Origin of the sequence: Limimonas halophila, assembly GCF_900100655.1 — a bacterium.
In the GTDB taxonomy this organism is placed as follows: Bacteria; Pseudomonadota; Alphaproteobacteria; order Kiloniellales; family Rhodovibrionaceae; genus Limimonas; species Limimonas halophila.
In genome coordinates this window covers 1-24,993 of record NZ_FNCE01000001.1, presented here as the reverse complement: position 1 = coordinate 24,993, position 24,993 = coordinate 1, and the positions used below count along the sequence as shown (strand labels likewise).

Here is a 24,993-nt window from a genome sequence, read left to right as displayed (position 1 = left end):
CGAGTGAAACGCGCCCCGGGCCTGACGGTCCGGGGCGTTTTGGTGTGCCGTCAGAAACGCCGGCCGCGCAGCTGCTCCCGAATGGCGTGCAGCAGATCCAGGTTGGTGGCGAAGCCGAAAAGCATCGCGGCGGCGAACGCCACCACCACGGCCGCCGCGACGAAGACGATGCCCAGCGGCACGCCGGCCGCGCCCCACCCGACGCTGCCGCCGGTGAAGACCGCAACGGCCGCAACCAGCAGGATCGCCGCCGCCACCGCCGAGAGTGTGCCGGCAAGCCGCAAGAGCGGAATGCTGACGGGCCGCCTGCCCCACATCGTGGCCTCCCTGTGCCTGTCCGCACGCGTGAGCCTGCGCCATGCGCGCCCGGCGCGCAAACGGCCCGGCGCCGGCCGCGCCGTCGGACCGCCGACGGGTCCCCGGCAATACCGCATCGAAGCCGCCCAAATTCGGCGCGAATTAATTTAAATATTGAAAATCTGCTGGTGTGTTCATCCCAAGCTTGCTACATCTTTGGTATGAAACATTGGCCGCCCGGGTCGATCTGGACGCACGCGAGCCGTGCCGCCCGCAGCCGCCTCCTCGGTGGACTTGCGTTGGCCGTGGTCGTTTCAATCGTGACGATTGAAATTCTTCTGCTCGTGCCGTCCTATTACAACAACCGCGCCGAGCTGCTGGAGCAGGTGGAGACCGAGGGGCTGGCCTACATCCGGGCCGCCAAGCAGATCCCGCAGGACAGCCGCACCAGCTTCACCGACAAGCTCGAGCGCGCCACGGAGAACAGCCGCTGGATGGGAGCCGCCGTGCTGGCGCCGGACGGCCGGGTGCTGGCCCATCAGGGCGTGCCGCCGCGCCTCGCGCACCGCTGCCCGGAGATGGGCGCCGGCGGGGTGACGCGCGACGACATGCGGGTCTACGAGGTGTGCTGGCCCGCCGAGACGACGGGGCTGCCCTACGCCGTCGCGGCGCGCTTCGACAGCTCCGACGCCGCGGCCAAGCTGTCGGCCTACGTCCTGCGCGTGGGCGGCCTCGTGGCCGTGGTCACGCTGGGCACCACAGGGGTGCTGCTGTTCTTCGTGGGTCGCCGCGTGCTGCTGCCGGTGCTGCACCTGCGGCGCCGCCTCATGACGGTGGCCGAGCGCCCGGAGTCCGCCCCGCGCACACAGCTGCCGAGCGCCCCCGCGCGCGACGAGATCGCGGACCTTGTGGATGCCAGCGGGCGCATGCTGGACCATGTGGCGGACACCCTGGACGACCTGCACCGCCGCAACGCCGCGCTCCGCGACTCCGAAGCGCGCTTCCGCCAGATCTTCGAGCGCTCCTACGACGGCATTTTCCTGGTCGACGTGCCCGGCGACCGCATCGTCGACGCCAACCCCGCCGCCTGCGCCATGCTCGGCTACAGCGAGGACGAGATTACCACGGTGCGGCCGAGCGCCGTCCACCCCGACGAAATGGCGGCGCTGAGCGCCTTCTACCGGCAGGTGAGCACGCGCGGCTGGGCGCAGGCATCGGGCATGAGCTGCCTGCGCCCCGACGGCTCGAAGGTGCCCGTGGACATCGCCGGCGCGCAGATCGACTGGCAGGGCGAAACGCTCATGCTCGCGGTCGTCCATGACATGCGCGAGCACAAACGCCTGGAGCAAGCCCTGAACGCGGCCAAGGAGCGTGCCGAGCAGGCCGACCGCATGAAGAGCCAGTTCCTCGCCGCGATGAGCCATGAGCTGCGCACGCCGCTGAACGCCATCATCGGCTTCAGCGAGATCATGGCGAACGAATCGCTGGGCGAGCTGGGCAACGACCGCTACCGCGACTACGCCAACGACATCCTGGGCGCGGGCCGGCACCTGCACGACATCATCAACGACATCCTCGACATCTCGAAGATCGAGGCCGGCCAGATGCACGTGGAAGCGGACGCGCTGGACGTGCGCGACACCGTGCGCCGCACGCTGCGCCTGCTGGAGCGCCGCGCGCGCGCCGCCAACGTGTTCCTGGAGTCGGATGTCCCGGCGGATCTCCCGGCCATCCACGCGGACGAGCGGCACACGCGCCAGATCCTGACGAACCTGGTCAGCAACGCGGTGAAGTTCGCGCCGGCCGGGACGGTCGTCCGCGTCGCGGCGGAAACGCGCCCCGGGGACACCGTGCGCCTCTCAGTTTCCGACGGCGGGCCGGGCATGGACGCCGACGAGGTGGCGACCGCGCTGGAGCCCTTCCAGCAGGTGCGCAGCAACGCCCACCTCGCCGACCACGGCGGCACCGGCCTGGGGCTGCCACTGTCCAAGCGCCTCGCCGAACTCAACGGCGGAACGCTCACCGTGGACAGCACCGCCGGCGTGGGTACGACGGTGCACGTGGACCTGCCACCGGCCACCGCCGGGGCTGAAACGGCGGCGGGCTGATCCAGCCCACCGCCGCCCCACCGGCGTGGTTGGGCCGCCTCACGCGGCCGAGCTGATGAGATCATCGACCCCAACCCCCACTGTCATCTCCCCCTTGCGCGCCTGCGGCGCGCGAGGCAAGCAAAGCTCGCCTGTCCCCCTCCAGGGCAAGGGGGAGACGGGTTTAGGGCGACAGCCCGAAACCCAGAGAGGGATGGGGCGTTGCTCTCGCAGCCTACGACTTGATTGGCTCGCTGGTATCAGGCGGCCGCGCGCTGCGCCTTGCGCTGGCGAATGGCGGCCTGGGCCGCCGCCAGCCGGGCGATGGGCACGCGATAGGGCGAGCAGGAGACGTACTCCAGCTCCGTGCCCTGGCAGAAGCCTATGGAATCCGGGTCGCCGCCGTGCTCGCCGCAGATGCCCAGGCTGAGCGCCGGGTTGCTGCGCCGGCCCTCGCGGGCGCCCATCTCGACCAGCTTGCCGACCCCGTCCTGGTCCAGCGAGATGAAGGGGTCGGTCGAGAGGATGCCCTGGCTCTGATAGGTGGGCATGAAGCTCGCGGCGTCGTCGCGCGAGATGCCGAAGGCGGTCTGCGTCAGGTCGTTGGTGCCGAAGGAGAAGAAGTCGGCGTGCTTGGCGATGGCGTCCGCCAGCATGGCCGCCCGCGGCAGCTCGATCATCGTGCCCACCTTGTAGGCGATGCGCGTGCCCCGGTCCTTCATCACCTCGCTCGCCACGCGGTCGACCAGCCCGCGCAGGATCTCCAGCTCCTTCGCCACGGCCACGAGCGGGATCATGATCTCGGGCTCGACCGTTTCGCCGGTTTCCTCGGCGACATCGGCGGCGGCGTTGAAGATCGCCCGCACCTGCATCTCGTAGATCTCGGGATAGGTGATCCCGAGGCGGCAGCCGCGGTGCCCCAGCATGGGGTTGGCCTCGGTGAGCTTGAGCGCGCGGGCGCGCACCTGGTCCACCGTCATGCCGGCGGCCTGCGCCACCTCGTGCATGTCCGCGTCCTCGCGCGGCAGGAACTCGTGCAGCGGCGGGTCCAGCAGCCGGATGGTGACCGGGAAGCCGGCCATGATGCGGAAGAGGTCCACGAAGTCCTGGCGCTGCATGGGTTCGATGCGCGCCAGCGGACCGCGCCGGCCCTCTTCACTCTCCGCCAGGATCATCTCGCGCACGGCCGTGATCCGGTCGGATTCGAAGAACATGTGCTCGGTGCGGCACAGCCCGATGCCCTGGGCGCCGAACTCGACGGCCGTGCGCGCGTCCTGCGGCGTTTCCGCGTTGGTGCGCACGCCCAGCTCGCGCAGGCGGTCGGCCCAGCCCATGAAGGTGGCGAACTCGCCCGACAGCTCGGGCTTCACCGTGGGCACCTTGCCGCGGATGACCTCACCGGCGGCGCCGTCGATCGTGATCGTGTCGCCCTCCTTCACGGTCACGCCGTCCACGATCATCCGGCGCTGCTGCTCGTCGATGCGCAGCTGCCCGGCGCCCGCGACGCAGGGGCGGCCCATGCCACGCGCCACCACGGCGGCGTGGGAGGTCATGCCGCCGCGCGCGGTGACGATGCCCTTGGCGGCGTGCATGCCGTGGATGTCCTCGGGCGAGGTCTCGGTGCGGCACAGGATGACGTCCGTGCCGGCCTGCGACAGCTCCTCCGCGCGGTCGGCGGTGAAGACGGCCACGCCCGCCGCGGCGCCCGGCGAGGCCGGCAGTCCGCGCGCGATGACCTCGCGCTCGGCCTCGGGGTCCAGGGTCGGGTGCAGGAGCTGGTCCAGCGAGGCCGGGGAGACGCGCTCGACGGCCTCGGACTCGGTGATGATGCCGTCCTTCACCATGTCCACCGCGATCGTCAGCGCGGCGCGCGCCGTGCGCTTGCCGGTGCGCGTTTGCAGCATGTAGAGCGTGCCGCGCTGGACGGTGAACTCGATGTCCTGCATGTCGCGGTAGTGGCTTTCCAGCTTCTGGCGCACGTCGTGAAGCTGGCGGTAGACGCTGGGCATCGTCTCTTCGAGCGCCGGCAGATCGCTGTCGTTCTTCTGCTTGGCGTGCGTGGTCAGCGGCTGCGGCGTGCGGATGCCGGCGACGACGTCCTCGCCCTGCGCGTTGGGCAGGAACTCGCCGTAGAACTCATTGTCACCCGTCGAGGGGTCGCGCGTGAAGGCGACGCCCGTGGCGCAGTCGTCGCCCATGTTGCCGAACACCATGGCCTGCACGTTCACGGCCGTGCCCCAATTCTGGGGGATGTTGTGCAGGCGGCGGTAGGTGACGGCGCGCTGGTTCATCCACGAGCCGAAGACGGCGTTGATCGCCTTCCAGAGCTGCTGCTCGGGGTCCTGCGGGAAGGGCTCGCCCGTCTCGTCCTCGACGATCTGCTTGAACTGCTCGATCAGCGCCTTCCAGTCGTCGGCCGTCAACTCGGTGTCCAGGTTGTAGCCGTGCTCTTCCTTGTAGAGCTCCAGCGCCTCCTCGAAGCGGCTGTGGTCGATGCCGAGCACGACGTCGCCGAACATCTGGATGAAGCGGCGGTAGCTGTCGTAGGCGAAGCGCTCGTCCTGCGCCTTGTCCGCCAGCCCGCGCACCGTCTCGTCGTTGAGGCCCAGGTTGAGGACGGTGTCCATCATGCCGGGCATCGAGGCCGGCGCGCCCGAACGCACGGAAACCAGCAGCGGGTTTTTCGGGTCGCCGAAGCGGGCGCCCACGCGGGACTCCACCTTGGCCAGGGCCTCGCGGACCTCGTCCGTCAGCCCCTCCGGGTAGCCGCCCGTCTCGGTGTGGTGCGCGCACACCGCGGTGGAAATCGTAAAGCCCGGCGGCACCGGCAGGCCGAGCGAGGCCATTTCGGCCAGGTTCGCGCCCTTGCCACCCAACAGCTCGCGCATGTCGGAGCGGCCTTCCGTCCCGTCGGGCCCGAAGCTGTACACCTGTTTGGTGCTCATGGCGGCAGCTTACCCCTCGATGTTCGAGAAATCGGCGACCCGCGCCAGGGTGGCGCCGATCTGCTTCAACAAGCGCAGACGGTTCGCCCGCAGCGCCGGATCGTCCGCGTTGACCGTGACGCCGTCGAAGAAGGCGTCCACGGGCCGGCGCAGGGCCGCCAGCGCGCGCATGGCGGCCGTGAAGTCCTCGCGCGCCAGCGCCGCGTGGGCCTCGCCCGCGGCCGCCGTCAGCGCCTCGTGCAGGGCGTGCTCGGCCTCGGCCGTCAGGCGGTCGCGGTCCACCGGCGCGTCGAAGCGCGCCTTGTCCTTCTTCTCTTCCTTTTCGACGATGCGCGCCGCGCGGCGGTAGGCCGTGAGCAGGTTGGCGCCGTCGTCGCTCTTCAGGAAGCGCTCCAGCGCGTCCACGCGGGCCAGCAGGCGCACCAGATCGTCCTCGGCGCCGCCGTCGGGCTTCTCCACGGCGAAGCACGCGGCGATGAGGTCGTGGCGCACGCCCTTGCCGCGCAGCACCACCTTGAGGCGGTCGGTGAGGAAGCTCAGCAGCTCGCCGACGAGCTGCGTCTCGCCCGCCGCCGTCTCGCCCGCGGCGTGCGGCGCGCGCTCGGCGAGGGCCTGCCGCGCCTCAGCGTTTTGGAGCCGCAGCGCCTCGCGGATGGGCGCGGCCAGCGGCAGGCGCAGCTCGTTCTCCACGATCAGGCGGATGACGCCCAGCGCGGCGCGGCGCAGCGCGAAGGGGTCCTTGGAGCCCGTGGGCTTCTCGTCGATGGCGAAGAAGCCGGCGAGCGTGTCCAGCTTGTCCGCCAGCGCGACCGCGACGGCCTCGGGCGCCGAGGGGCACGCCTCGCCCGGCCCCTGCGGGGCGTAGTGGTCGGCGACGGCGCGCACGACCTCCGCGTGCTCGTTGTCGGCCTCGGCGTAGTAGCTGCCCATCAGGCCCTGGAGTTCGGGGAACTCGTCCACCATCGCGGTGGTCAGGTCGGCCTTGGCGAGACGCGCGCCGGAGCTGGCCTTGTCGCGGTCGGCGCCGACGGTTTCCGCCAGGTGCACGGCAAGCGCGTCCATGCGCCCGACCTTGTCGTAGAGCGTGCCCAGGCGCGCGTGGAAGACCACCCCGGCCAGATCGCCCACGCGGTCGCGCAGCGGGGTCTTGCGGTCCTGGTCCCAGAAGAAAGCGGCGTCCGCGAGGCGCGCGCGCAGCACGCGCTCGTTCCCGGCGACCACGGCCGCGCCGTCGTCGGCCGTCTCGATGTTGGCGACGACGAGGAAGCGGTTCGCCAGCTGGCCGTCCGGATGCTCGACGGCGAAGTACTTCTGGTGCGTGCGCATGGAGACCGTGAGCACTTCCGGCGGCAGCGTCATGAACTGCTCGTCGATCGTGCCCATGTGGACCACCGGCCATTCCGTCAGCCCGGCGTTCTCGGCGAGCAGCCCCTCGTCCGCCTTGGGCGTCAACCCCTCGCGCCCGGCCGCCTCGGCGGCCTGGCGGCGGATGCTCTCGCGGCGCTCGTCCGGGTCCACCATGACGCTAGCGGCGTGAAGCTGCGCCCGGTAGTCGGCCGCGGACTCCACGGTGAAGGCGTCGGGCGCCAGGAAGGGGTGGCCGCGCGTCACCCGCCCGAAGGCGAGCGTGTCACCGTCCAGGTCCAGCTCGCCCGGCACGGGACGGCCGTCGAAGAGCGCCAGGATGCTGTGCAGCGGCCGCACGTAGCGCAGCCCGTGGGTGCCCCAGCGCATCGACTTGGGCCAGGGCAGCTCGCGCACCAGCTCGGGGACGATCTCCGCCAGCACCTCGGGCGTGGCGCGCCCCGGAATGTGGCGCACGGCGTAGTAGAAGCGCCCTTTCTCGGTCTCGCGGACCTCGGCTTCCTCGATCGAGGTCAGCCCGGCCCCGCGCAGGAAGCCCTGCACCGCCTTCTCGGGCGCGCCAACCTTGGGTCCGCGCTTCTCTTCGCTCGTGTCCGGCTGGCTGTGCGGCAGCCCCTCCACCACGAGCGCGAGGCGGCGCGGCGTCACGTAGGTGGCGATCTCGGCGTGGGCGAGCCCGGCCTTGTCCAGATGGGCGGCGGCGCGGCGGCGCAGCTCCTCGGCCGCGCGGGCCTGCATGCGCGCCGGGATCTCCTCGGAAGCGAGTTCGAGCAGGAATTCAGCCACGGGCCCGCTCCTTCGCGCCGGTCTGGGTGGCCAGCCAAGCTTCGCAGCAGCCCTTGGCGAGATCGCGGACGCGGCCGATGTAGGCCTGCCGCTCGGTTACTGAGATCACCCCGCGAGCATCTAACAGATTGAAGAGGTGGCTGGCCTTCATGCACTGGTCGTAGGCCGGCAAGGGCAGCGGCTCGTCCAGATTGAGCAGCTGGTGGCAGGCGTCCTCGGCGTCGCGGAAGTGGCGGAACACCGCCTCGGTGTCGGCGTGCTCGAAGTTGTAGGCGGAGAACTCGCGCTCGTTCTGCCAGAAGACGTCGCGGTAGGTCTTGCCGCCCTTGTCCTTGGGCACGCCATCCCAGTCCAGGTCGAAGACGTTTTCCACGCCCTGGACGTACATCGCCAGCCGCTCGATGCCGTAGGTCAACTCGACGGAGACGGGATCGCAGTCGATGCCGCCGACCTGCTGGAAGTAGGTGAACTGCGTCACCTCCATGCCGTCGCACCAGACCTCCCAGCCGAGGCCCCAGGCACCCAGGGTCGGGCTTTCCCAGTCGTCCTCGACGAAGCGGATGTCGTGGCGCAGCGGGTCGATCCCGATGGCCTTCAGCGAGCCCAGGTACAGCTCCTGGCTGTCCGCCGGCGAGGGCTTCATCAGCACCTGGAACTGATAGTAGTGCTGCAGCCGGTTGGGGTTCTCGCCGTAGCGCCCGTCGGTGGGCCGGCGCGAGGGCTGCACATAGGCGCAGTTCCAGGTTTCCGGGCCGAGCGCGCGCAGTGTCGTCGCCGGATGGAAGGTCCCCGCCCCGACTTCCATGTCGTAGGGCTGGAGGAGCACGCAGCCCTGTCGGGCCCAGTAGTCCTGGAGCGTCAGCACCAGACGCTGGAAACACGTGCTCGGATCGTGGTGGCCGAGGCCGCCCGTCGTGGCCATGAAATGCTACCCGGGTATGCCGTGCGCAAGCGGGCGTGGAACCTATCGGCGTGACGCGGGGGAATCAACGGCCCCCGGCGCGGATGCGTCCGCACGGATTAGTGCGGGCAGTCCGGCCGCCCGCAGTTGGGTGGGTTCTTGCTGGGAACGTAGGCGCTGCAAACGCTGCACTGGACGAGGTCCTGCGCGCGCGGCGCGCGTTCGGCGTTCTCGCGCGCCCGCGCCTTGGGGTCGCCGGCCAGCCGCGCCTTCTCTTCGCGGCGCAGTTGCAGGCGCTGGGCGTACTTGAACGCCTGCCACACGCCCACGACCACCGCGACCAGCACCAAGAGCTTGAGAAACATGCCGGGTATATGACGGCGCGCGGTGGCAAGCGTCAAGCCGTACACGCCCGGCCGCGCGCCCCCGAAAGGACGCAGCCCACGCCAGGACGGCCCTGCCGGTCAGACCCGGGCGTGCTGGCCTTCACCGCGCCCCGCCCGCGCCGGCAGGCCGCGTTCCGCCAGCAGCACGACCGCCCCGGCGGCCAGCCCCCAGACCGCGTTCGCCACGAGCACCAACACGGGCGTCAGCCCGCCCAGGCCGAGCCCCAGGAAACCGGCGTCCGTCTTCACCGGGAAGACGATCACGAGCTGGACCAAGCTGGGCAGCAGCGAGATGACCAGCCCCTGCACCAGCCGCCAGCGCTGCAGGAAGGGGGCCAGGAAGAAGAAGCCGAACACCCCGCCCCAGGTGATCTTGCTGTAGATCATCCCCGAGGCCAGGGGCGGCGCCACGTCGATCCCCAGCGCCGCCGTGATGCCGAGCAGGCCCACGATCCAGACGAAGAGCGCGTTCACCAGCCCGCCCAGCGCCCCGCCGGCAAATCCGATGGCCGCGTCGCGAAGCATGCCGGTGCCCCCTTGCGCCGCACTGCGTGAATTTCAGCGTGCCACACAACCGCCGCGGCGCGACACCTCGCAGGGCGGCGTACCTCACAAGCCGTAGCGGCCCCACAGCGCGCGCTCTTCCAAGCCCGCCAGCACGTCGCCGGTCCAGGTGCCGCCGCCCGTGTCCGCGGCCGGTGTCGAACGGCCGCCGATCGGGATTCGGCCGAAGAGCTTGCGCTGGATCGGCACCTCGCGCAGGCGCACGCGCGGGCCGTAGATGCCGCGCAGCGTGCTCCGCATCTCCCCCAGGCCGTCCACGAGCCCGAGCTCGAAGGCGCGCTGCCCCGTCCAGAAGGCGCCGGAGAAGATGTCGGCTTCGTCCGCGTGCAGCTTGCCGCCGCGGCGTTCGCGCACCATGGCCTTGAACTGTTCGTGGATGTCGGCCTGGATGCCCTTCAAGCGCGCGACGTCGTCGGGGTCCTCCTCCTCGAAGGGGTCGAGGATGACCTTCTTCTCGCCGCTCGTGTAGACGCGGCGCTCGACGCCGTGGCGGCGTAGCAGCTCGGGAAAACCGAAGCCCGCGCTGACCACGCCGATGGAGCCGACGATGGAACTGGGGTGCGCGTGGATCTGATCGGCCGCGCACGCCAGCCAGTAGCCGCCCGAGGCCGCCGCGTCCTCGCAAAAGGCGTAGACGGGCACGTCGTGCTCGCGCGCCAGGTCGCGGATGCGCTGGGCCAGCAGCGCCGACTGCACGGGCGAGCCGCCGGGCGAGTTGATCGCCAGCGCCACCGCCTTCACGCGCGGCGTCTTGAAGGCGCGGTACAGCGGCCCCGCCAAACCGGCGAGCGTCATGCCGCCGCGCAGCGTGCCCGCCGCGCCGATGGCCCCCTGCAGCCGCACCACCGAGACGACCGGCGGCAAGCGGCGGATCAGGGGCCAAGTCTCCACGTTCGGCCGATTCACCATGTATCCGGGGATGCCCGATGCAGCCCGCCGTGCCAAGCTCAAACAGACAACGCCTCACCGCCGCGCAGCACCGCCTCGGCGGCCGGGGTGTAGCGGCCGTCGGCCGCGTGCAGGACGAGGCCGGCCGTCAGGCTCGCCGGGGTGCGCACGCCGCGCCGGGCGCGCACGATGACGCGCTTGGCCGCCGTGCCGGGGCCGGGCCACAGCGGGATCACCGTCACCTCGCCCAGCGAGGCCGGGAGGCCGCGCATCACCTCGTCCAGGCGGTCGGCGCGGTGGACGACGCTGACGCTGCCGCGCGGGCGCACCAGCGCCGCCATCGCCGCCAGCCAGTCGGGGAGCTTGGCCACGCCCTCGACGTTGGCGACCGCATCGGCGGGCGCGCGGCCGTGGCCGGCGCGCTGGTACGGCGGGTTGGCCATGACGTGGTCGAAGGCGCCCGCGCGGAAGGGCGGCCGGCCCACGTCGCCCACCGCGATCCCCAGCGCGTCCGCGCGGCCGTTGAGCGCCGCGTTCTCGCGCGCCAGCGCCGCCAGCTCGGCCTGGATCTCCAGCCCCGCCGCCCACGCGCCCGGCATGCGCGCCAGCAGGCACAAGGCCGCCGGGCCGACGCCGCAGCCAAGGTCGAGCACGCGCTCCCCCGCCCGCGCCGGCACCGCAGCGGCCAGCAGCACGGGATCGACGGCGGCGCGATACCCTGCGGCCGGTTGGCGCAGGCGCACCCGCCCGTCCAGCAATGCGTCTTCCCGGACGTCCGCGCTCATGGGGTGGAGCTGCTGATCTCGCCCGCGTCCTGAAGGGTGCGCAGCGCCCGCGCGTGGTCGTCGGCGTGCACGCACAGCCGCCGCTGAATGGCGGAGATGGAGCCCTCCAGCACCGAGGCGTGGGTGTCCAGCACGACCGCTTCGATCCCCGCGTCGGAGAGCAGCGCCTGCAGCCAGGACAGCCAGACCACGTCGTTGGTGCGCACCAGTTCGCGCATGCCGAGCCCTTTCCGGCGCCGCGGGCGGGGCACTTGACCCGGGCGCGCCCCCGCCTATTGTCCCCGCCGCACAAAGGCGTTTGGCCTGCGGCCCAGATGTGCTACCGGCTGTGATACAGTCGCGGCGCGGCAGCGGCAATGTCCCCTGCGCGGGCCGGCCCGGGCCACGAACGCGATCGGGGCACGGCGTGCCCGACCACGAACCGGAGCGGGGCGCAGCCCCCGGCCACCCACCAGCGACGGACGCGCACTTGGCGGCCAGCGCACCAGCGACCGGAACCGTGACGGGCGAAACCGGCCTGACCCCGCTGCACCGGCTGATGGCGGACGACCTGGAGCAGGTCAACGCCACGATCGTTCAGCGGATGCAGTCGGACGTGCCGCTGATTCCGCAGCTCGCGGGGCACATCGTGGCAGCCGGCGGCAAGCGCCTGCGCCCCCTGCTCACGCTCGCCACCGCGCGCATGTGCGGCCACACGGGCTCGCGCCACATCGGCCTCGCGGCGAGCGTCGAGTTCATCCACACCGCCACGCTGCTGCACGACGACGTCGTCGACGAAAGCCAGCTCCGCCGCGGGCTGGACACGGCGAACTCCCTGTGGGGCAACCAGGCAAGCGTGCTGGTGGGCGACTTCCTCTTCTCGCGCGCCTTCCAGCTCATGGTGGCCGACGGCTCGCTGGACGTGCTGCGCATCCTCTCCGACGCCTCGGCCGTGATCGCCGAGGGCGAGGTCAACCAGCTCCTCACCGCCAACGACACCGAGACGGACGAGGGCGATTACCTCGACGTCATCACCGCCAAGACGGCCGCGCTCTTCGCCGCCGCCGCGCGCGTGGGCGCGGTGGTCGCCGAGCGCCCGCGGGCCGAGGAAAAGGCGCTGGAGCGCTTCGGGCGCGGGCTCGGCATTGCCTTCCAATTGGTCGACGACGTGCTCGACTACTCCGCCGAGGCGGAAAAACTGGGCAAGCGCGTGGGCGACGACTTCCGCGAGGGCAAGATCACCCTGCCCGTCGTGCACGCCTTCGCGCGCGGCGACGAGCGGGAGCGTGCCTTCTGGCGCCGCTGCCTGGAGGAGCTGGACCAGCGCGAGGGCGATATGGCCCACGCCATGGAGCTGCTGCACCGCCACGGCGCGCTGGACGCCGGCATCGCCCGGGCGGAGAGCTACGCCCGCGACGCGCGCGAGGCCATTTCCGGCTTCGCCGACGGCCCCATCAAGGACGCCCTGCTGGAAGCCCTGCGCTTTTCCACCGCCCGGGCGTACTGAAGCCGGCGAGGCGACGCGTTAGCCGGCGCCGTTTTCCCCGTACACGACGATGCGGTCGCGGCCGGCTTCCTTGGCCTGATACAGGGCCAGGTCGGCCTCCTTCATCAGGGCCTCCGGGTCCGGCATGCCGTCGGTGGCCTCGCTGACGCCCATGCTGACCGTGATGCCGACGGCCATGCCGTTGTGCTCGGCCGGGTGTTCGTGGATGTGCTGGCGCAGGCGTTCGGCGGCGGCGCGCGCGCCGGCGATGTCGGTCTCCGGCAGGAAGAGCGCGAACTCCTCCCCGCCGAAGCGGCCGGCCACGTCGCTGGCGCGGATGCTGTCGCGGATGCACACGGCGAGGTGGCGCAGCACGGCGTCGCCGGTGTCGTGGCCCTGGTGGTCGTTGATCGTCTTGAAGTGGTCGATGTCCAGCAGGATTACCGCCAAATGCCCGCCGTGGCGCTCGCGGTGCTTGAAGGCGGCGTGCAGCTCGGTTTCGAACTGGCCGCGGTTGTACAGCCACGTCAGCCGGTCGCGCGCGCTCAGCTCCTCCAGGTCCTGCTTCGTGCGCTGCAGGCGCTCCTGGTAGATGCTGGCGTCCGTCATGTCGAAGATGGTGATGCAGACGTAGGCCGGCTCGCCGCTGTCGTCCGGAATGGGGAAGAAGGTGCAGTCCTGGCGCATCGCGTCCACGCCGCCCGTGATGGGGCGGTTGTGCGGGAATTCGAAAAGATAGGGCCGGTGTTCCCAGGACGAGAAGGCCTGGTGGTTGAGCAGGAAGACGCTGCGCAGCTTTTGCTTGAGCCAGCGCTGCGGCAGCTCCGGGAACGCCTCGAAGATGTTCCGGCCCACCACCGCGTCGGCGCCGTGGCCGCTGTGCGCCGCCATGAAGCGGTTCCACGACACAATCTCGAAGTCGCGGTTCACGACCACGATGCCGACGTTGATGTTGTCGACCAGCGCGGCGAAGTCGGGGCCGGGTTCGGAGGTCTGCGTCATTTACAAGTCTTCAAGCAGCCGGTCCAGCGCCTGGCGGATCACGGCGATGGAGTCTTCGGCCAGCAGCACGAGGACGTGGCAGACGAAGTTGCGCGATTCCAGCGTGAAGGTCACCTCCACCAGCAGCGCCGTCGTCCACTCCAGATCACCTGGGTCGAGCACACGGTCCATGGGCGTGTTCTTGGCGAACACCGACGGCGGCGTGTAGCTGAACTGGGTGTCCAGCTGTTCGCCCAGCCCGCTGAGGATCGCGCCCACGAGGATGTTGGAGGTCTCGATGAGGATTTCGTCCTCGGGCGGCTGATCCGCGTCGTCGGCGTCGAGGCCCAGGAGATCGGCGACGTTGTGGCCGCCGCCCGGCGCGAAGAGCGTCAGCGCCTCCCCGCGCAGGCCGTGGAAGAAGGCCTGGCGCACGGCCGTCACCGTGCCGGGGAGATGCGCGGTTTCCTGCACGGCCTCGGCGGCGTTGGCGGCGTCCACCACCTGCACGCGCGGCACCGCCAGGGTGACGAAGGTGTCCAGCAAGGTGGACAGCGAGCGTGCCGCCCGGCCCATGGCGACGTTCGTCACCTCCTGGAGGGCGTCCGCCTGATCTTCCGAGAGCGGCTCGACCATCAGCGGAACCCGTGCTCTGCCAGCGCGGCCTGGAGCTTCTCCGCGTCCACCGGCTTTTCGACGAAGGTGAGCGCCCCCAGCCCCTTGGCGCGCTCGATGGCGCGGGGCTGCACGTCCGCGGAGACCACGAAGGTGGGGCAGACGATGCCTTCGTCGCCCATCATCTGCAGCACGTCGAAGCCCGTGTAGTCCGGCATCGTGAGGTCGAGGAAGAGCAGGTCCGCGCCCTGGCGCACAGCCGCCAGGGTTTCCTCCCCGTTCTTCGCCTGACGCACCTCGGCGTCCCAGTCCGCCGGCAGCGCGCGCATCACCTGCTTGCGGCCGAGCGTGGAGTCGTCGGCGACGATGACGGACAGCGTCATGGCTCCTCCCCATCCGGCACGCGACAGCGGCGCGCCCCCCATTCCCGGACCCTCGGCCCGGCAGCTTTCCATCGCTTACATGCTACCGCCACGGCGGGGCAAGCACCCCAACCTTGCATGCGCGGGCTTAATATCCGGTATTCCGGTTCACGATCGGCGCCGGGGGTTCGCCGCGCGCCAGGCGGCGAACGTTTCCCGCGATCTCGGGCACCGCGGACTCAGGCTTCGTGGGGGCAGCGACGTGGGGCGTGACGAGCACGCGCGGATGCGCCCAAAGGGGGTCGGCGGCCGGCAGCGGCTCGGGGTCGGTCACGTCCAGCGTCGCCCCGGCCAGGTGGCCGCTGTCGAGCAGCGCCAGCAGGTCCGGCTGCACGAGGTGCTGGCCGCGCGCCACGTTCACCACGCACGCGCCCGGCGGCAGCTTTTCCAGGGTCGTGCGGTTGAGGATGCCGCGCGTGGCGTCGGTCAGCGGCAGCAGGCAGACTAGGATGTCCGAGCGCGCCAGCAGCGTTTCCAGCCCGTCCGTGCCGGCGTGGGTCGTCACACCCGGCACCTGCTTGGGGGTGCGCGCCCAGCCCGCGACGTCGAAGCCGAGCCCGGCCAGCGCCGTGGCGCACGCCTGCCCCAGCTCGCCCAGGCCGAGGATGCCCACGCGGCGCCCGCCCGCCAGCGGCACCGGGATCTCCGCCCAGCGGCGCTGGGCCTGCTGCTCGATGTAGCCGCGCAGCGCGCGGTGGTGGCGCAGCACCGCCAGGGTCACGTATTCCACCATGCCCTGGCGCAGCCCGGCGTCGGCGAGGCGCACGATGGGCACGTCCGCCGGCAGCTCGGGATCGCGCAGGATGTGGTCCACGCCCGCGCCCATGGAGAAGATGGCCTCCAGGTTGGGCAGCGACGCGAGCAGCCCGGCCGGCGGTTGCCACACCAGCGCGTGGCGCACGCTCGCCGGATCGTCGAGGTCGTCGGGATAAACGCGGATGGTGTGGTCCGGCAGCGCGGCGTGCAGCAGCGACCGCCACTGCTCGGCATCCCCATCGATGGATTGGACAAGGAAGCTCATTGGGGTGGTTCCGTTCGATCGAGGGCGTGCTCGGGCCGTGGCCGTTGCCGCCGTCCGCGCCCCGCACGCGGCCTGACCGGCCGGGTGGGCGCGTGATACGCTCGGCCTGCCGTCACACGACCCGCGAGGTTCGCCGGGATGATCGACTGGGACAAGCGCATGCGCCAGCTCGGCCGCCTGACCCGCAAGGCCTCCGAGAAGGCCAAGGAGAAGGCCGAGGAGCTGGAGCAGGTCGCCAACGAGGGCGAGGACGCGGAGAGCGCCGAGGACACCGCGCGCCGCCGCCGCGAGGATACGGACCGGGACGCGGACGATCCCGAGCGCAAGGCGTGAGCGCGCGCGCCCATCAGAAGAAGCGTTCCTTCAGCCGCGCGATGTGGCTTGGTCCGACCTCGCAGCAGCCGCCGACGATGCGCGCGCCCGCATCCAGCCAGCCGCCGGCGAAATCCGCATAGGCGTCGGGGCCGAGGTCCGCGCGCGCGTCCGGCAGCTCGCGGCCGTCGTTGACGCCCGTGCCCGGCGCGATGGGCTGGAAGGCGTTGGCGTAGGCGCCGAAGGGGCGCCCGGCGGCGGCGCGTGCGAGCTCCGGCAGCGCGGCGTCCACGCTTTCCGGGATGGCGCAGTTTACCAGCACGGCACGCACGTCGAGGCCGTCGAGCGCCTCGACCGCTTGGGTGACGGTCTCACCGCTGCGCAGCTTGCCCGTGCCGTCGTCCGCCAGTGTCCACGACACCCACACCGGCAGGCCCGTCGCCGCCGCGGCCCGCGCCGCCGCCAGGGCCTCGCCGCTGGTGGACATCGTCTCGCACAGGAAGAGGTCGACGTACTCGGCCAGGATGTCCGCCTGCGCGCGGTAGAGCGGCTCCAGCTCCGCCATGGGGCGCACGAGCTCCGGCCGGTAGCTGCCGAAGATGGGCGGCAGCGAGCCCGCGATGGCGACGTCGCGTTCGGCCTCCGCCCGGGCGCGTTGCGCCAACGCCCCGGCGCTGCGGTTCATGCGCTGGAAGTCGCCGTCGTCGGGAAAGCGCCGGCGCGTGGTGCTGTAGCTGTTCGTGGTCAGCACGTCCGCGCCGGCGTCGATGAAGTCGCGGTGGGCGGCGACCACCTTGTCGGGCTCGGACAGCAGCGCCTGCGCCGACCACAGCCCGGTCGAGGTGTCGATCCCGCGGTTCACCAGTTCCTCGCCCAGGCCGCCGTCGAGCAGCAGCCGCCCGCCGTCGGTCAGCCGTTTCAGCTTCGCGTTCACGCTCACCTCCCTGCGGTTGGCGCGGACAGCTTCGACCCACGTCGGGTCCGATGCAAGCCGGGCCGTTTTGCGGTGCATCGACTCACACACCGTCGCGGCGATATCCTGCCAACCAGCCGAGCAGCCGAAGAGGTGGCATCGTGGCCGACGGGTTTCCCAAGCGCACCCGCGACGACTGGGCCGACAAGGCGCGGCGCGAGCTGAAGGGCGACGATCCCGAGGGGCTGGCGCGCGACACCCCCGAGGGCATCCGCATCGACCCGCTCTACACCGAGGACGCGCTGGCGGGCCTGGACCACCTGGGCTCGATGCCCGGTTTCCCGCCCTACACGCGCGGCCCGCGGGCGACGATGTACACCAACCGCGCCTGGACGATCCGGCAGTACGCCGGCTTCTCCACGGCGGAGGAAACCAACCGCTTCTACCACGACGCGCTGAAGGCCGGGCAGACGGGCCTTTCCGTCGCCTTCGACCTGCCCACGCACCGCGGCTACGACAGCGACCACCCGCGCGTCTCCGGCGACGTGGGCAAGGCGGGCGTCGCCATCGATACCGTCGAGGACATGAAGATCCTCTTCGACGGCGTGCCGCTGGATCAGATGACGGTGTCGATGACGATGAACGGCGCGGTGCTGCCCGTGCTGGCGTCCTTCATCGTGGCGGCGGAGGAACAGGGCGTTTCCCAGGACAAGCTCGCGGGCACGATCCAGAACGACATCCTCAAGGAGTTCCTGGTCCGCAACACCTACATCTACCCGCCCCAGCCCTCGATGCGCATCGTGGCCGACATCATGGCCCACTGCGCCCACCACATGCCCAGGTTCAACGCCATCTCCGTCTCCGGCTATCACATGCACGAGGCCGGGGCGACGGCGGACCAGGAGCTGGCCTACACCCTGGCGGACGGGCTGGAGTACGTGCGCACCGCCCGCGCCCGCGGGCTCGACGTGGACCAGTTCGCCCCGCGCGTCTCCTTCTTCTTCGCGATCGGCACCAACCTCTTCATGGAGGTCGCCAAGCTGCGCGCCGCGCGCACGCTGTGGGCCAGGCTGATGCAGCAGTTCGAGCCGCAGGACCCGCGCTCGCTGGCGCTGCGCACGCACTGCCAGACCTCCGGCGTCTCGCTGCAGGAGCAGGACCCCTACACCAACGTCGTGCGCACCACCGTGGAGGCGCTGGCCGCCGTGCTGGGCGGCACGCAGTCGCTGCACACCAACGCGCTCGACGAGGCCGTGGCGCTGCCGAGCGACTTCTCCGCGCGGCTGGCGCGCAACACCCAGCTGGTCCTGCGCGACGAAACGGGCGTCGGCGACACCGTCGATCCGCTGGGCGGCAGCTACTACGTGGAAAAGCTCACCAGCGACCTCATGGAGCGCGCCCAGGCCCTCATCGACGAGATCGAGGAACAGGGCGGCATGACGCGCGCCGTGGAGGCGGGCACCGCCAAGCGCCGCATCGAGGAGGCCGCCGCGCGCCGCCAGGCCCGCGTCGACCGGGGCGAGGACATCCTCGTCGGCGTCAACGCCTACCGGCCGCCCGAGCGCGACGAGGTCGAGGTGCGCGCCATCGACAACCGCAAGGTGCTGGCCGACCAATCCAAAAAGCTGGAGCGCGTGCGCGCCGAGCGCGACCCGGACACCGTAAACCGGGCGCTCCAGGCGCTGGAGGACGGCGCGCGCGACGGCGAGTCCAACCTGCTGGCGCTGACGATCGAGGCCATGCGCGCCCGCGCCACGGTGGGCGAGGCCTCGGACGCCCTGGAGCGCGTCTTCGGCCGGCACAAGGCGGCGACGAGCACGATCTCCGGCGTCTACGGCGCCGCCTACGAAGGCGACGAGACCTTCGAGAAGGTGCGCGCCGACGTGCGCGCTTTCGCCGAGCAGGCCGGGCGCCGGCCGCGCATGCTGGTGGTGAAGATGGGCCAGGACGGCCACGACCGCGGCGCCAAGGTGATCGCCAGCGCCTTCGCCGACATCGGCTTCGACGTGGACGTGGGCCCGCTCTTCCAGACGCCCGCCGAGGCCGTGCAACAGGCCATCGAGAACGACGTCCACGTCATCGGCGTCTCCACCCAGGCGGGCGCGCACGGCACGCTCGTGCCCGACCTGCTGGACGAGCTGCGCCAGCAGGACGCCGCCGATATCCGCGTCGTCTGCGGCGGCGTCATCCCGCACCAGGAGCACGAGCGCCTCTTGAACGAGGGCGTCGCCGCGATCTTCGGGCCGGGCACGCCCATCCCCCGCGCCGCCCGCGACATCCTGGAACTGATCACGCCCGCCCGCGCGGCGTAAGCGGGGCCGGAGACGACAACGCCCCGCCGGTCCGGCCGGCGGGGCGCTTGCACGTCAAGGCGGTGCGGGCCGGCGCTCACTCCTGCACGAGCGGTAGGCCCTTCTTCTTCCACTCCGCCATGCCGAGGGCGTAGTAGTAGACGTTCTCGTAGCCCGCGTTCACGGCCGTTTTCACGGCATCTGCGGCACGCCCGCACTTGACGCCGTTGCAGTAGAAGAGAACGGGTGTGCTCTTGGACGCCAGATGCTCGCTCAGCGTCTCGGCGTTGGTCTCGGTGTTGGGCAGGTTGGTCGCCGTTTCGATGTGACCGGCCTTGTAGTCGCCGGGCTTGCGGGAATCGATGATCTTCAGTTTGTCTTTGTTTTTATAAAGTTGGATCACCTTGTCGGCGTCGACGGTCGTGGCGCCGTCGATCTGCATGGGCGCCTTCTCGTCGTCCGCGGCCTGCGCCGCGCCGCCGAGCACGGCGACGGCGGCCAGCGCCGCCAGCGTGGCCTTGATCGTGTTCAGCATGGTCGTTCCCCCTTCGATGTGGCGTGAAGCCTGCGGCGCTCAGGCCGCGTCCCCTTGCCCGGCCCCGTTCTCGGCGCGCGTGCGCGCCAGCTTGTCCGTGAGTTCGTCGAGCGCCCGGTCGAGGCGCTGCGACACCTCGACGGCGGAGTCGTTGACCTGATCGCTCATCTGCGTGGTTGTACGCGTTTCCTCGGCCGTCTCCGCGACCTTGGCGGCCACGTCCTGGATGCCGTCGGAGGCGCTCTGGATGTGGCCCGCGATGTCCTGGGTGGCCTGGTCCTGCTGTGTCACGGAGTCCGCGATGGTGCCGGCGGTTTCCTCGACCTTGGCGATGGTTTCGGAAACCGTGCGGATGGCCGAAACGGACTCCTGCGTCGCGCTCTGAATGCCGGTGACCTGCTCCGAGATCTCGTCCGTGGCCTTGGCGACCTGATTGGCGAGCTGCTTGATCTCGTTCGCCACGACGGCGAAGCCCTTGCCCGCCTCCCCGGCGCGCGCCGCCTCGATCGTGGCGTTGAGCGCAAGCAGGTTGGTCTGCTCGGCGATCTCGCGGATGAGCTTCACCGCGCCGCCGATCTTTTCCGCGTAGGTTTCGAGCTGCTGGGTCTGGCTGTCGCAGCGCCGCGCCAGATCCGCCGCTTCCGAGATGTGGCGCGTGGCTTCCGTGGTGCGCCCGCGGATGTCCTGGCTGGACTGCGTCAGCTCCTCGGTCGCGGAGGCGACGGCCTGCACGTTGTCGGCGGCGGCGGTGGCGGTGTCGCGCATCGCCTGGGCGCGGTCCTCGATCGAGCGCATGCCGCCGGTCATGCTCGTGGCCAGCTCGCGCATCGAGCCGGCCTTGTTCTGGATCTCGCCGAACAGGGCATTGGTGTCCTGCTCGATGTCGTCGCACAGCGAGACCAGGGCCTGGCGCAGCTCGCGCGCCTTGTCGTTCTCCACCCGCTGGCGCTCCGAGCGCTCCTGGTCCAGCCGCGCGCGCTCGGCATCCGCGCGCATAGCCTCCTCGCGCTCGCGCATCGCCGCCTCGCGCCGGCGCATGCGGGCGAAGACCACGGCGATCAGGCCCACCGCGGCAAGGCCGGTGGTGCCGCAGACGATCAGGAAGGTGATGAAGGACGTTCGCCGCGCGTCCGCCAGCCGGGTCATCAGGCTGGAGACGTCCTGGCGGATGCGCGCGGTCATCAGCGGCGCGCCGCCGGGCGTGGCGATGGGCACCTCGACCACGCGGGTCTGCGCGCTGTCGGGCAGGTCGATGTGCGACAGCCGCGTGAGCACCTCGCCGCCGCCGGCGGTGAGGAAGGTCACCTCGCGGTCGAGGTTGCTGTCCAGGTTGCGCAGGGCGTGCAGCACGTCGAAGTGCATCACCAGATAGCCGTGGAGCTGCAGCCCGCCCAGCGGCACCGCGACCGACAGCAGGGGCCGCCCCTGGTGCGTCCAGGCGTGCTCCACGGCCTCCAGCCGGCTCGCGCCCTCGCGCCCATAGATCTTGTCCATCAGGGCGTCCGGCAGCGGCGCCGGGCCGACGTCCTGCCAGGTGCGCGCGACGCGGTTGCCGTCGGTGTCGTAGGCGCCGACGCCGTGGAGCACGACTTGGCCGGTCGAGATCGCCTCCTGGTTGAACTCCTCGCCCAGCAGATCGGTGAGCTTGTCCGTCTCACGCTCGCGCAGCGCGCTCACCAACGCGTCGTTGGACGCCGACCGCACCGCCACCTGGGTCACGGTGCCGGCGTAGCGCTGCCAGGCCATCTCGGCGACCTGCACCTGCACCATCTGCTTGGTTTGCTTGTGCTGGAAGTCACCGACGATGGTCTCGTAGCGCGCCGTCATGTCGCGCCCGACGAAGGCCGCGCTGGTCAACACGGCCAGGAACGCCAGCGCCACCGCGATCGTTACGCCGTGCCCGCGCACGAAGCCCGGCGCCCGGTTGTCCGCCGCACGCTCGCTCATTGTTTCCCGCCGGTCAAAAGCGTCCGCACCATCGCCCCCTCGCCGGACTGAACCCGGGACTTTCGCGCCTTGTATTTTGCCTCAAATTATTTCACGAACATGCAAAACGACCGTTCCAAATGCTGCGGACAAGATATCCAAAATTTTGAGCAATAGTAAGAAACCGCGCGACGCCTGTAAAGCGTGCGCCTCACTCGCGCCTCACGAGGGCGTGAGCCCGATGCCGCGCCGGTGCGTGCGGCGCCCCTCTGCGGCGGCGTTGCCGTCTGCTACAGGTTGTCCGAAGAACCGCGACCAGAGGAGGCAAGGATGCGGCTGGAAAACCAGGTCGCCGTCATCACCGGCGCGGCCCAGGGCATCGGCCAGGCCGTCGCCGAGCGCTTCGCCCGTGAAGGCGCGAAGGTGGTGCTCGCGGACGTGGACGACGCCGGCGGCGAGGCCGCCGCAAAGGGCATCCGCGACGCCGGCGGGGAGGCCGTCTATCAGCCCTGCGACGTCGGGGACCGGTCGCAGGTGGACGCGCTGATCCAGCGTGCGGTGGACACCTACGGGCGGCTGGATTGCGCCGTCGCCAACGCCGCTTTGGTGGCCAAGGCGGATTTCCTTGAGCTTGACGAGACGGATTTCGACCGCGTCATCCGCACCAACCTGAAAGGCGCCTTCCTCACCGGCCAGGCCGCCGCGCGCCAGATGGTCGCCCAGGGCGGCGGCGGCACGATCGTCAACATGTCCTCGATCAACGCCGTCGTGGCGATCCCGGAGATCGCGCCCTACGTCGCCAGCAAGGGCGGCATCAACCAGCTGACCAAAGTGGAGGCGCTGGGCCTTGCCAAGCACGGCATCCGCGCCAACGCCATCGGACCGGGCTCGATCGGCACGGAGATGGTCAAGCAGGTCGCCAGCGATCCGGAGAAGTGGCGCGCGGTGATGAGCCGCACGCCCATGGGCCGCCTGGGTGAGCCGGACGAGATCGCCCAGATCGCGGCCTTCCTGGCCTCCCCCGAGTCCAGCTACATCACGGGCGAGTGCATCTACGCCGACGGCGGGCGCCTGGCGCTCAACTACACCGTTCCGGTGGAAGACTGAGGGAGGCCGCCGAAGCCGCGGGGCCGAGCGGCCCCGCGCGCGGCGGCGCTTCGGGCGTTTACCCCTCTTCGGCCTGGGAGCGCTGCCGGCCCTCGCGCTGGGCCTGCTGCTCGGCCACCTCGATGACGTGGTTCAGCTCCGACTGCGTGCACAGCCCCAGCAACACGGGATCGCGCGGGCGCATGTTGGCGTAGTTGCGGTGCGTGCGCTCGCGCACCTGGTTGATGGTGTTCTTGGTCGTGCCGAGCAGGCGGCAGATCTGGGTGTCCTTCACCGCCGGATGGTAGCGCAGCAGGTAGAGGATGCCGTCGGGCTTGTCCTGGCGCTTGGCAATGGGGGTGTACTTGGGCCCCTTCGTGCGCTCGGACGGGCGCGGCAGGTCCGCCTCGCGGGATTGCAGGCGGGCCGCCGGGTCCTGCTGGCAGCGCTCGATCTCGGCCTGGGTCAGTTCCCCGTTCTCCACGGGGTTCATGCCCTGCATCCCGCCGGCGACCTCGCCGTCGGCGATGCCCTGCACCTCCAGCGGATGCAGGCCGCAGAACGCGGCGATCTGGTCGAACGTCAGCGAGGTGTTCTCCACCAGCCACACGGCCGTGGCCTTGGGCATCAGCGGTCTTGTCATGGTTGCTCCCTCGCCTGGCTGCGGCCCCCGCGGAAAAGGCCGTCCGGGCCGGCTGCTTGCTGCGCCCGGGCGCGGCGCCCGGACATGGTATTGATGTGGGTGACGCGCGTTCCCGCGGCCGCCCTCGCCGGTGCGGAGCCGGAACCTCTGGAACCTGGGGGAACCGGTGCGGACCCGGAAAGCGGCCGGATCGGCGGGCGGCCATGCCGGCTGCGGACATGCCGGCGCCGCCCGCGCCTCACCCCCAATATAGGGCGCGCGCGCCGGCAGCGAAACCCGCCGGCGGTGGCCATCCCGGCGAACGACCGGGACGGCGTTTACCGCAGCGGCCGGATCAGGCGTCGGGCACGAGCACGATCTTGCCGATGTGCTGCGAGGACTCCATCAGGCGATGCGCGTCCGCCGCCTCGCTGAGCCTGTAGGTGCAGTGGACGCGCGTGCGGATGGCCTTCCGCTCCAGCAGCGGCCAGACGTAGGCCCTGAGCTTCGCCGCCAGCGTCGCCTTGAAGCTCAGCTCGCGCGCCCGCAGCGTCGAGCCCGTCAGCGACAGGCGTTTCAGCATGACCGGCGTGAAGTCCACCTCCGCGGTCGCGCCCTTGAGGAAGGCGATGAAGATCAGCCGCCCCTCGGGCGCCAGCGCCTTCATGTTGCGCTGGATGTAGTCGCCGCCGACCATGTCCAGCACGACGTTCACGCCGCCACCCGTGGCGCTTTTGACCACCTCGACGAAGTCTTCCTCGCGGTAGTTGACGGCCCGCTCGGCGCCGGCCTGCTCGCACGCGCGGCACTTCTCCGCCGAACCCGCGGTGGCGAAGACGCGCGCGCCGAACGCCTTGGCCATCTGGATCGCCATCTGCCCGATGCCGCTGCTGCCGCCGTGGACCAGCAGGGTTTCGCCGGGGCGCAGCCGCCCGCGCTCGAAGAGGTTGCCGTAGACGGTGAACGCCGCCTCCGGCAGCGCCGCCGCGTGGACGGCGTCGTAGCCCTCGGGGATGGGCAGGCACACCGCCGCCGGGGCGACACAGTAGCTCGCGTACCCGCCGCCGGGGACCAGCGCCACGACCGTGTCGCCTTCGTTCAAACCGGAGACATTAGGCCCCAGTTTGCGAATCGTCCCGGCGACCTCCAGCCCCGGAATGTCGGACGCGCCTTCCGGCGGCGGGTAGCGCCCCTCGCGCTGGAAGACGTCGGGCCGGTTCACCCCCGCGGCGCCGACGGCGATCAGCACCTCGCCCGTGTCCGGCTCGGGCATGGGGCGCGGTACCAGCCGCAGCACCTCCGGCCCGCCCGGTTCACTGATCTCGACCGCGTGGGTGTGGTCGGGCAGAACATCCGCCATGGCTTCGGCCTCCTCCTCATCCCGCGCCGCGCGTATGGCGGCGGCCGATCTTGTCGCATAAACTGTAGCGCCTCTCGTACCGTCGGCGCAGCTGCGCAAGCAACCCGCCTCGGTGCAGCCGCGCAAACACCCCGCCCCGGCGCGGCCGCGCAAACACCCCGGAGGAGCGCGCCATGGAGGACGATCCGCTCGATCCCCGCCAGCGCCTGACCGAGACCAAGCCGCTGGACACCTTCTCCATCGAAGAGCTGCAGGCCTATCAGCGGGCCCTCGCCGAAGAGCAGGAGCGCGTGAAGGCCATGCTGGACACCAAGCAGGCCGAGATCGAGGGCGCGCACAAGCTCTTCAACCTTTAGCCAATACAAGCGTATTGGATGCGCCTGTCAGGCCAACGGACGCCTTCCAAACGCGATGGTTGAGTCCGTCACGGGGACCCGGGG

General features: G+C 70.9%; 24 protein-coding genes. 6 read left to right on the top strand and 18 right to left on the bottom strand.

The genetic code is table 11. The annotated features are described in order from the left end of the window. Positions 1–50: 50 nt before the first annotated feature. On the bottom strand, positions 51–317 hold the full coding sequence (locus BLQ43_RS00120; protein WP_143006091.1) for a hypothetical protein: 267 nt from the start codon (positions 315–317) through the stop codon (positions 51–53). A gap of 300 nt (positions 318–617) precedes the next feature. Here BLQ43_RS00120 and BLQ43_RS00115 point away from each other — a divergent pair, with 300 nt between their 5' ends. Next, the gene (locus tag BLQ43_RS00115; RefSeq protein WP_176758439.1) at positions 618–2,405 is read left to right on the top strand and encodes a sensor histidine kinase; all 1,788 of its coding nucleotides are present in this window, start codon (positions 618–620) and stop codon (positions 2,403–2,405) included. A 239-nt stretch (positions 2,406–2,644) separates the two neighbouring features. Here the strand turns inward: BLQ43_RS00115 and ppdK are convergent, their stop codons facing one another. The 8 genes from ppdK to BLQ43_RS00075 form a co-directional block, all read right to left on the bottom strand. Continuing rightward, complete coding sequence (gene ppdK / locus BLQ43_RS00110) at positions 2,645–5,329, bottom strand: pyruvate, phosphate dikinase (RefSeq protein WP_090018093.1); 2,685 nt, start codon at positions 5,327–5,329, stop codon at positions 2,645–2,647. Between the two features lie 9 nt (positions 5,330–5,338). Then, a complete protein-coding gene (glyS, locus tag BLQ43_RS00105) occupies positions 5,339–7,480 on the bottom strand; it encodes a glycine--tRNA ligase subunit beta (RefSeq protein WP_090018092.1) in 2,142 nt (713 codons plus the stop codon). After that, positions 7,473–8,402: a glycine--tRNA ligase subunit alpha gene (locus BLQ43_RS00100; RefSeq protein ID WP_090018091.1), complete on the bottom strand. Its 930-nt coding sequence runs from the start codon at positions 8,400–8,402 to the stop codon at positions 7,473–7,475. Before BLQ43_RS00100 ends, glyS begins: the two co-directional genes overlap by 8 nt. 98 nt (positions 8,403–8,500) lie before the next feature. Beyond that, positions 8,501–8,746: a hypothetical protein gene (locus BLQ43_RS00095; protein WP_090018090.1), complete on the bottom strand. Its 246-nt coding sequence runs from the start codon at positions 8,744–8,746 to the stop codon at positions 8,501–8,503. Positions 8,747–8,845: 99 nt separating this feature from the next. Beyond that, positions 8,846–9,292 (bottom strand): hypothetical protein, encoded by a 447-nt coding sequence (locus BLQ43_RS00090; protein ID WP_090018089.1) that lies wholly within the window; start codon positions 9,290–9,292, stop codon positions 8,846–8,848. An 84-nt stretch (positions 9,293–9,376) separates the two neighbouring features. Continuing rightward, on the bottom strand, positions 9,377–10,237 hold the full coding sequence (locus BLQ43_RS00085) for a S49 family peptidase (protein ID WP_437123461.1): 861 nt from the start codon (positions 10,235–10,237) through the stop codon (positions 9,377–9,379). Positions 10,238–10,278: 41 nt separating this feature from the next. Next, positions 10,279–11,004, bottom strand: a complete 726-nt coding sequence (locus BLQ43_RS00080; RefSeq protein ID WP_090018087.1) for a tRNA1(Val) (adenine(37)-N6)-methyltransferase — start codon at positions 11,002–11,004, stop codon at positions 10,279–10,281. Beyond that, positions 11,001–11,222: a putative signal transducing protein gene (locus BLQ43_RS00075; protein WP_090018086.1), complete on the bottom strand. Its 222-nt coding sequence runs from the start codon at positions 11,220–11,222 to the stop codon at positions 11,001–11,003. Before BLQ43_RS00075 ends, BLQ43_RS00080 begins: the two co-directional genes overlap by 4 nt. Positions 11,223–11,542: 320 nt before the next feature. On the opposite strand from BLQ43_RS00075, the gene BLQ43_RS00070 reads away from it, so the two are divergent. Continuing rightward, on the top strand, positions 11,543–12,490 hold the full coding sequence (locus tag BLQ43_RS00070; RefSeq protein WP_090018617.1) for a polyprenyl synthetase family protein: 948 nt from the start codon (positions 11,543–11,545) through the stop codon (positions 12,488–12,490). Between the two features lie 18 nt (positions 12,491–12,508). Here BLQ43_RS00070 and BLQ43_RS00065 read toward each other — a convergent pair whose 3' ends face one another. From BLQ43_RS00065 to BLQ43_RS00050, 4 genes are all read right to left on the bottom strand, one after another. Continuing rightward, positions 12,509–13,471, bottom strand: coding sequence for a sensor domain-containing diguanylate cyclase (locus BLQ43_RS00065; RefSeq protein ID WP_090018085.1), 963 nt, complete (start codon positions 13,469–13,471; stop codon positions 12,509–12,511). Continuing rightward, a complete protein-coding gene (locus tag BLQ43_RS00060; RefSeq protein ID WP_090018084.1) occupies positions 13,472–14,086 on the bottom strand; it encodes a chemotaxis protein CheC in 615 nt (204 codons plus the stop codon). Beyond that, positions 14,086–14,448 carry a response regulator gene (locus BLQ43_RS00055; RefSeq protein ID WP_090018083.1) on the bottom strand — a complete coding sequence of 121 codons (363 nt, stop codon included), beginning with the start codon at positions 14,446–14,448 and terminating at the stop codon, positions 14,086–14,088. The genes BLQ43_RS00060 and BLQ43_RS00055 overlap by 1 nt, the downstream gene beginning before the upstream one ends. Before the next feature lie 127 nt (positions 14,449–14,575). After that, the gene (locus BLQ43_RS00050; RefSeq protein WP_090018082.1) at positions 14,576–15,508 is read right to left on the bottom strand and encodes a 2-hydroxyacid dehydrogenase; all 933 of its coding nucleotides are present in this window, start codon (positions 15,506–15,508) and stop codon (positions 14,576–14,578) included. Between the two features lie 138 nt (positions 15,509–15,646). Here BLQ43_RS00050 and BLQ43_RS00045 point away from each other — a divergent pair, with 138 nt between their 5' ends. Next, positions 15,647–15,841 carry a hypothetical protein gene (locus BLQ43_RS00045; RefSeq protein ID WP_090018081.1) on the top strand — a complete coding sequence of 65 codons (195 nt, stop codon included), beginning with the start codon at positions 15,647–15,649 and terminating at the stop codon, positions 15,839–15,841. Between the two features lie 13 nt (positions 15,842–15,854). Here BLQ43_RS00045 and BLQ43_RS00040 read toward each other — a convergent pair whose 3' ends face one another. After that, a complete protein-coding gene (locus BLQ43_RS00040) occupies positions 15,855–16,754 on the bottom strand; it encodes a homocysteine S-methyltransferase family protein (RefSeq protein ID WP_245659387.1) in 900 nt (299 codons plus the stop codon). A gap of 140 nt (positions 16,755–16,894) precedes the next feature. Between BLQ43_RS00040 and scpA the strand changes: the two genes are divergently transcribed. After that, positions 16,895–19,045 carry a methylmalonyl-CoA mutase gene (gene scpA, locus BLQ43_RS00035; protein ID WP_245659385.1) on the top strand — a complete coding sequence of 717 codons (2,151 nt, stop codon included), beginning with the start codon at positions 16,895–16,897 and terminating at the stop codon, positions 19,043–19,045. 76 nt (positions 19,046–19,121) lie between these two features. Here the strand turns inward: scpA and BLQ43_RS00030 are convergent, their stop codons facing one another. Beyond that, complete coding sequence (locus tag BLQ43_RS00030; protein WP_090018079.1) at positions 19,122–19,559, bottom strand: rhodanese-like domain-containing protein; 438 nt, start codon at positions 19,557–19,559, stop codon at positions 19,122–19,124. A gap of 39 nt (positions 19,560–19,598) precedes the next feature. Next, on the bottom strand, positions 19,599–21,506 hold the full coding sequence (locus BLQ43_RS00025) for a methyl-accepting chemotaxis protein (RefSeq protein ID WP_090018078.1): 1,908 nt from the start codon (positions 21,504–21,506) through the stop codon (positions 19,599–19,601). A gap of 309 nt (positions 21,507–21,815) precedes the next feature. Here BLQ43_RS00025 and BLQ43_RS00020 point away from each other — a divergent pair, with 309 nt between their 5' ends. Beyond that, on the top strand, positions 21,816–22,592 hold the full coding sequence (locus BLQ43_RS00020; protein WP_090018077.1) for an SDR family NAD(P)-dependent oxidoreductase: 777 nt from the start codon (positions 21,816–21,818) through the stop codon (positions 22,590–22,592). A gap of 58 nt (positions 22,593–22,650) precedes the next feature. Here BLQ43_RS00020 and BLQ43_RS00015 read toward each other — a convergent pair whose 3' ends face one another. Both BLQ43_RS00015 and BLQ43_RS00010 read right to left on the bottom strand, forming a co-directional pair. After that, positions 22,651–23,214: a DUF1013 domain-containing protein gene (locus BLQ43_RS00015; protein ID WP_090018076.1), complete on the bottom strand. Its 564-nt coding sequence runs from the start codon at positions 23,212–23,214 to the stop codon at positions 22,651–22,653. Between the two features lie 334 nt (positions 23,215–23,548). Further along, on the bottom strand, positions 23,549–24,553 hold the full coding sequence (locus BLQ43_RS00010) for an NAD(P)H-quinone oxidoreductase (protein ID WP_090018075.1): 1,005 nt from the start codon (positions 24,551–24,553) through the stop codon (positions 23,549–23,551). Between the two features lie 173 nt (positions 24,554–24,726). Between BLQ43_RS00010 and BLQ43_RS00005 the strand changes: the two genes are divergently transcribed. Then, positions 24,727–24,909, top strand: coding sequence for a DUF1192 family protein (locus BLQ43_RS00005; protein ID WP_090018074.1), 183 nt, complete (start codon positions 24,727–24,729; stop codon positions 24,907–24,909). The last annotated feature ends 84 nt before the right edge of the window (positions 24,910–24,993 follow it).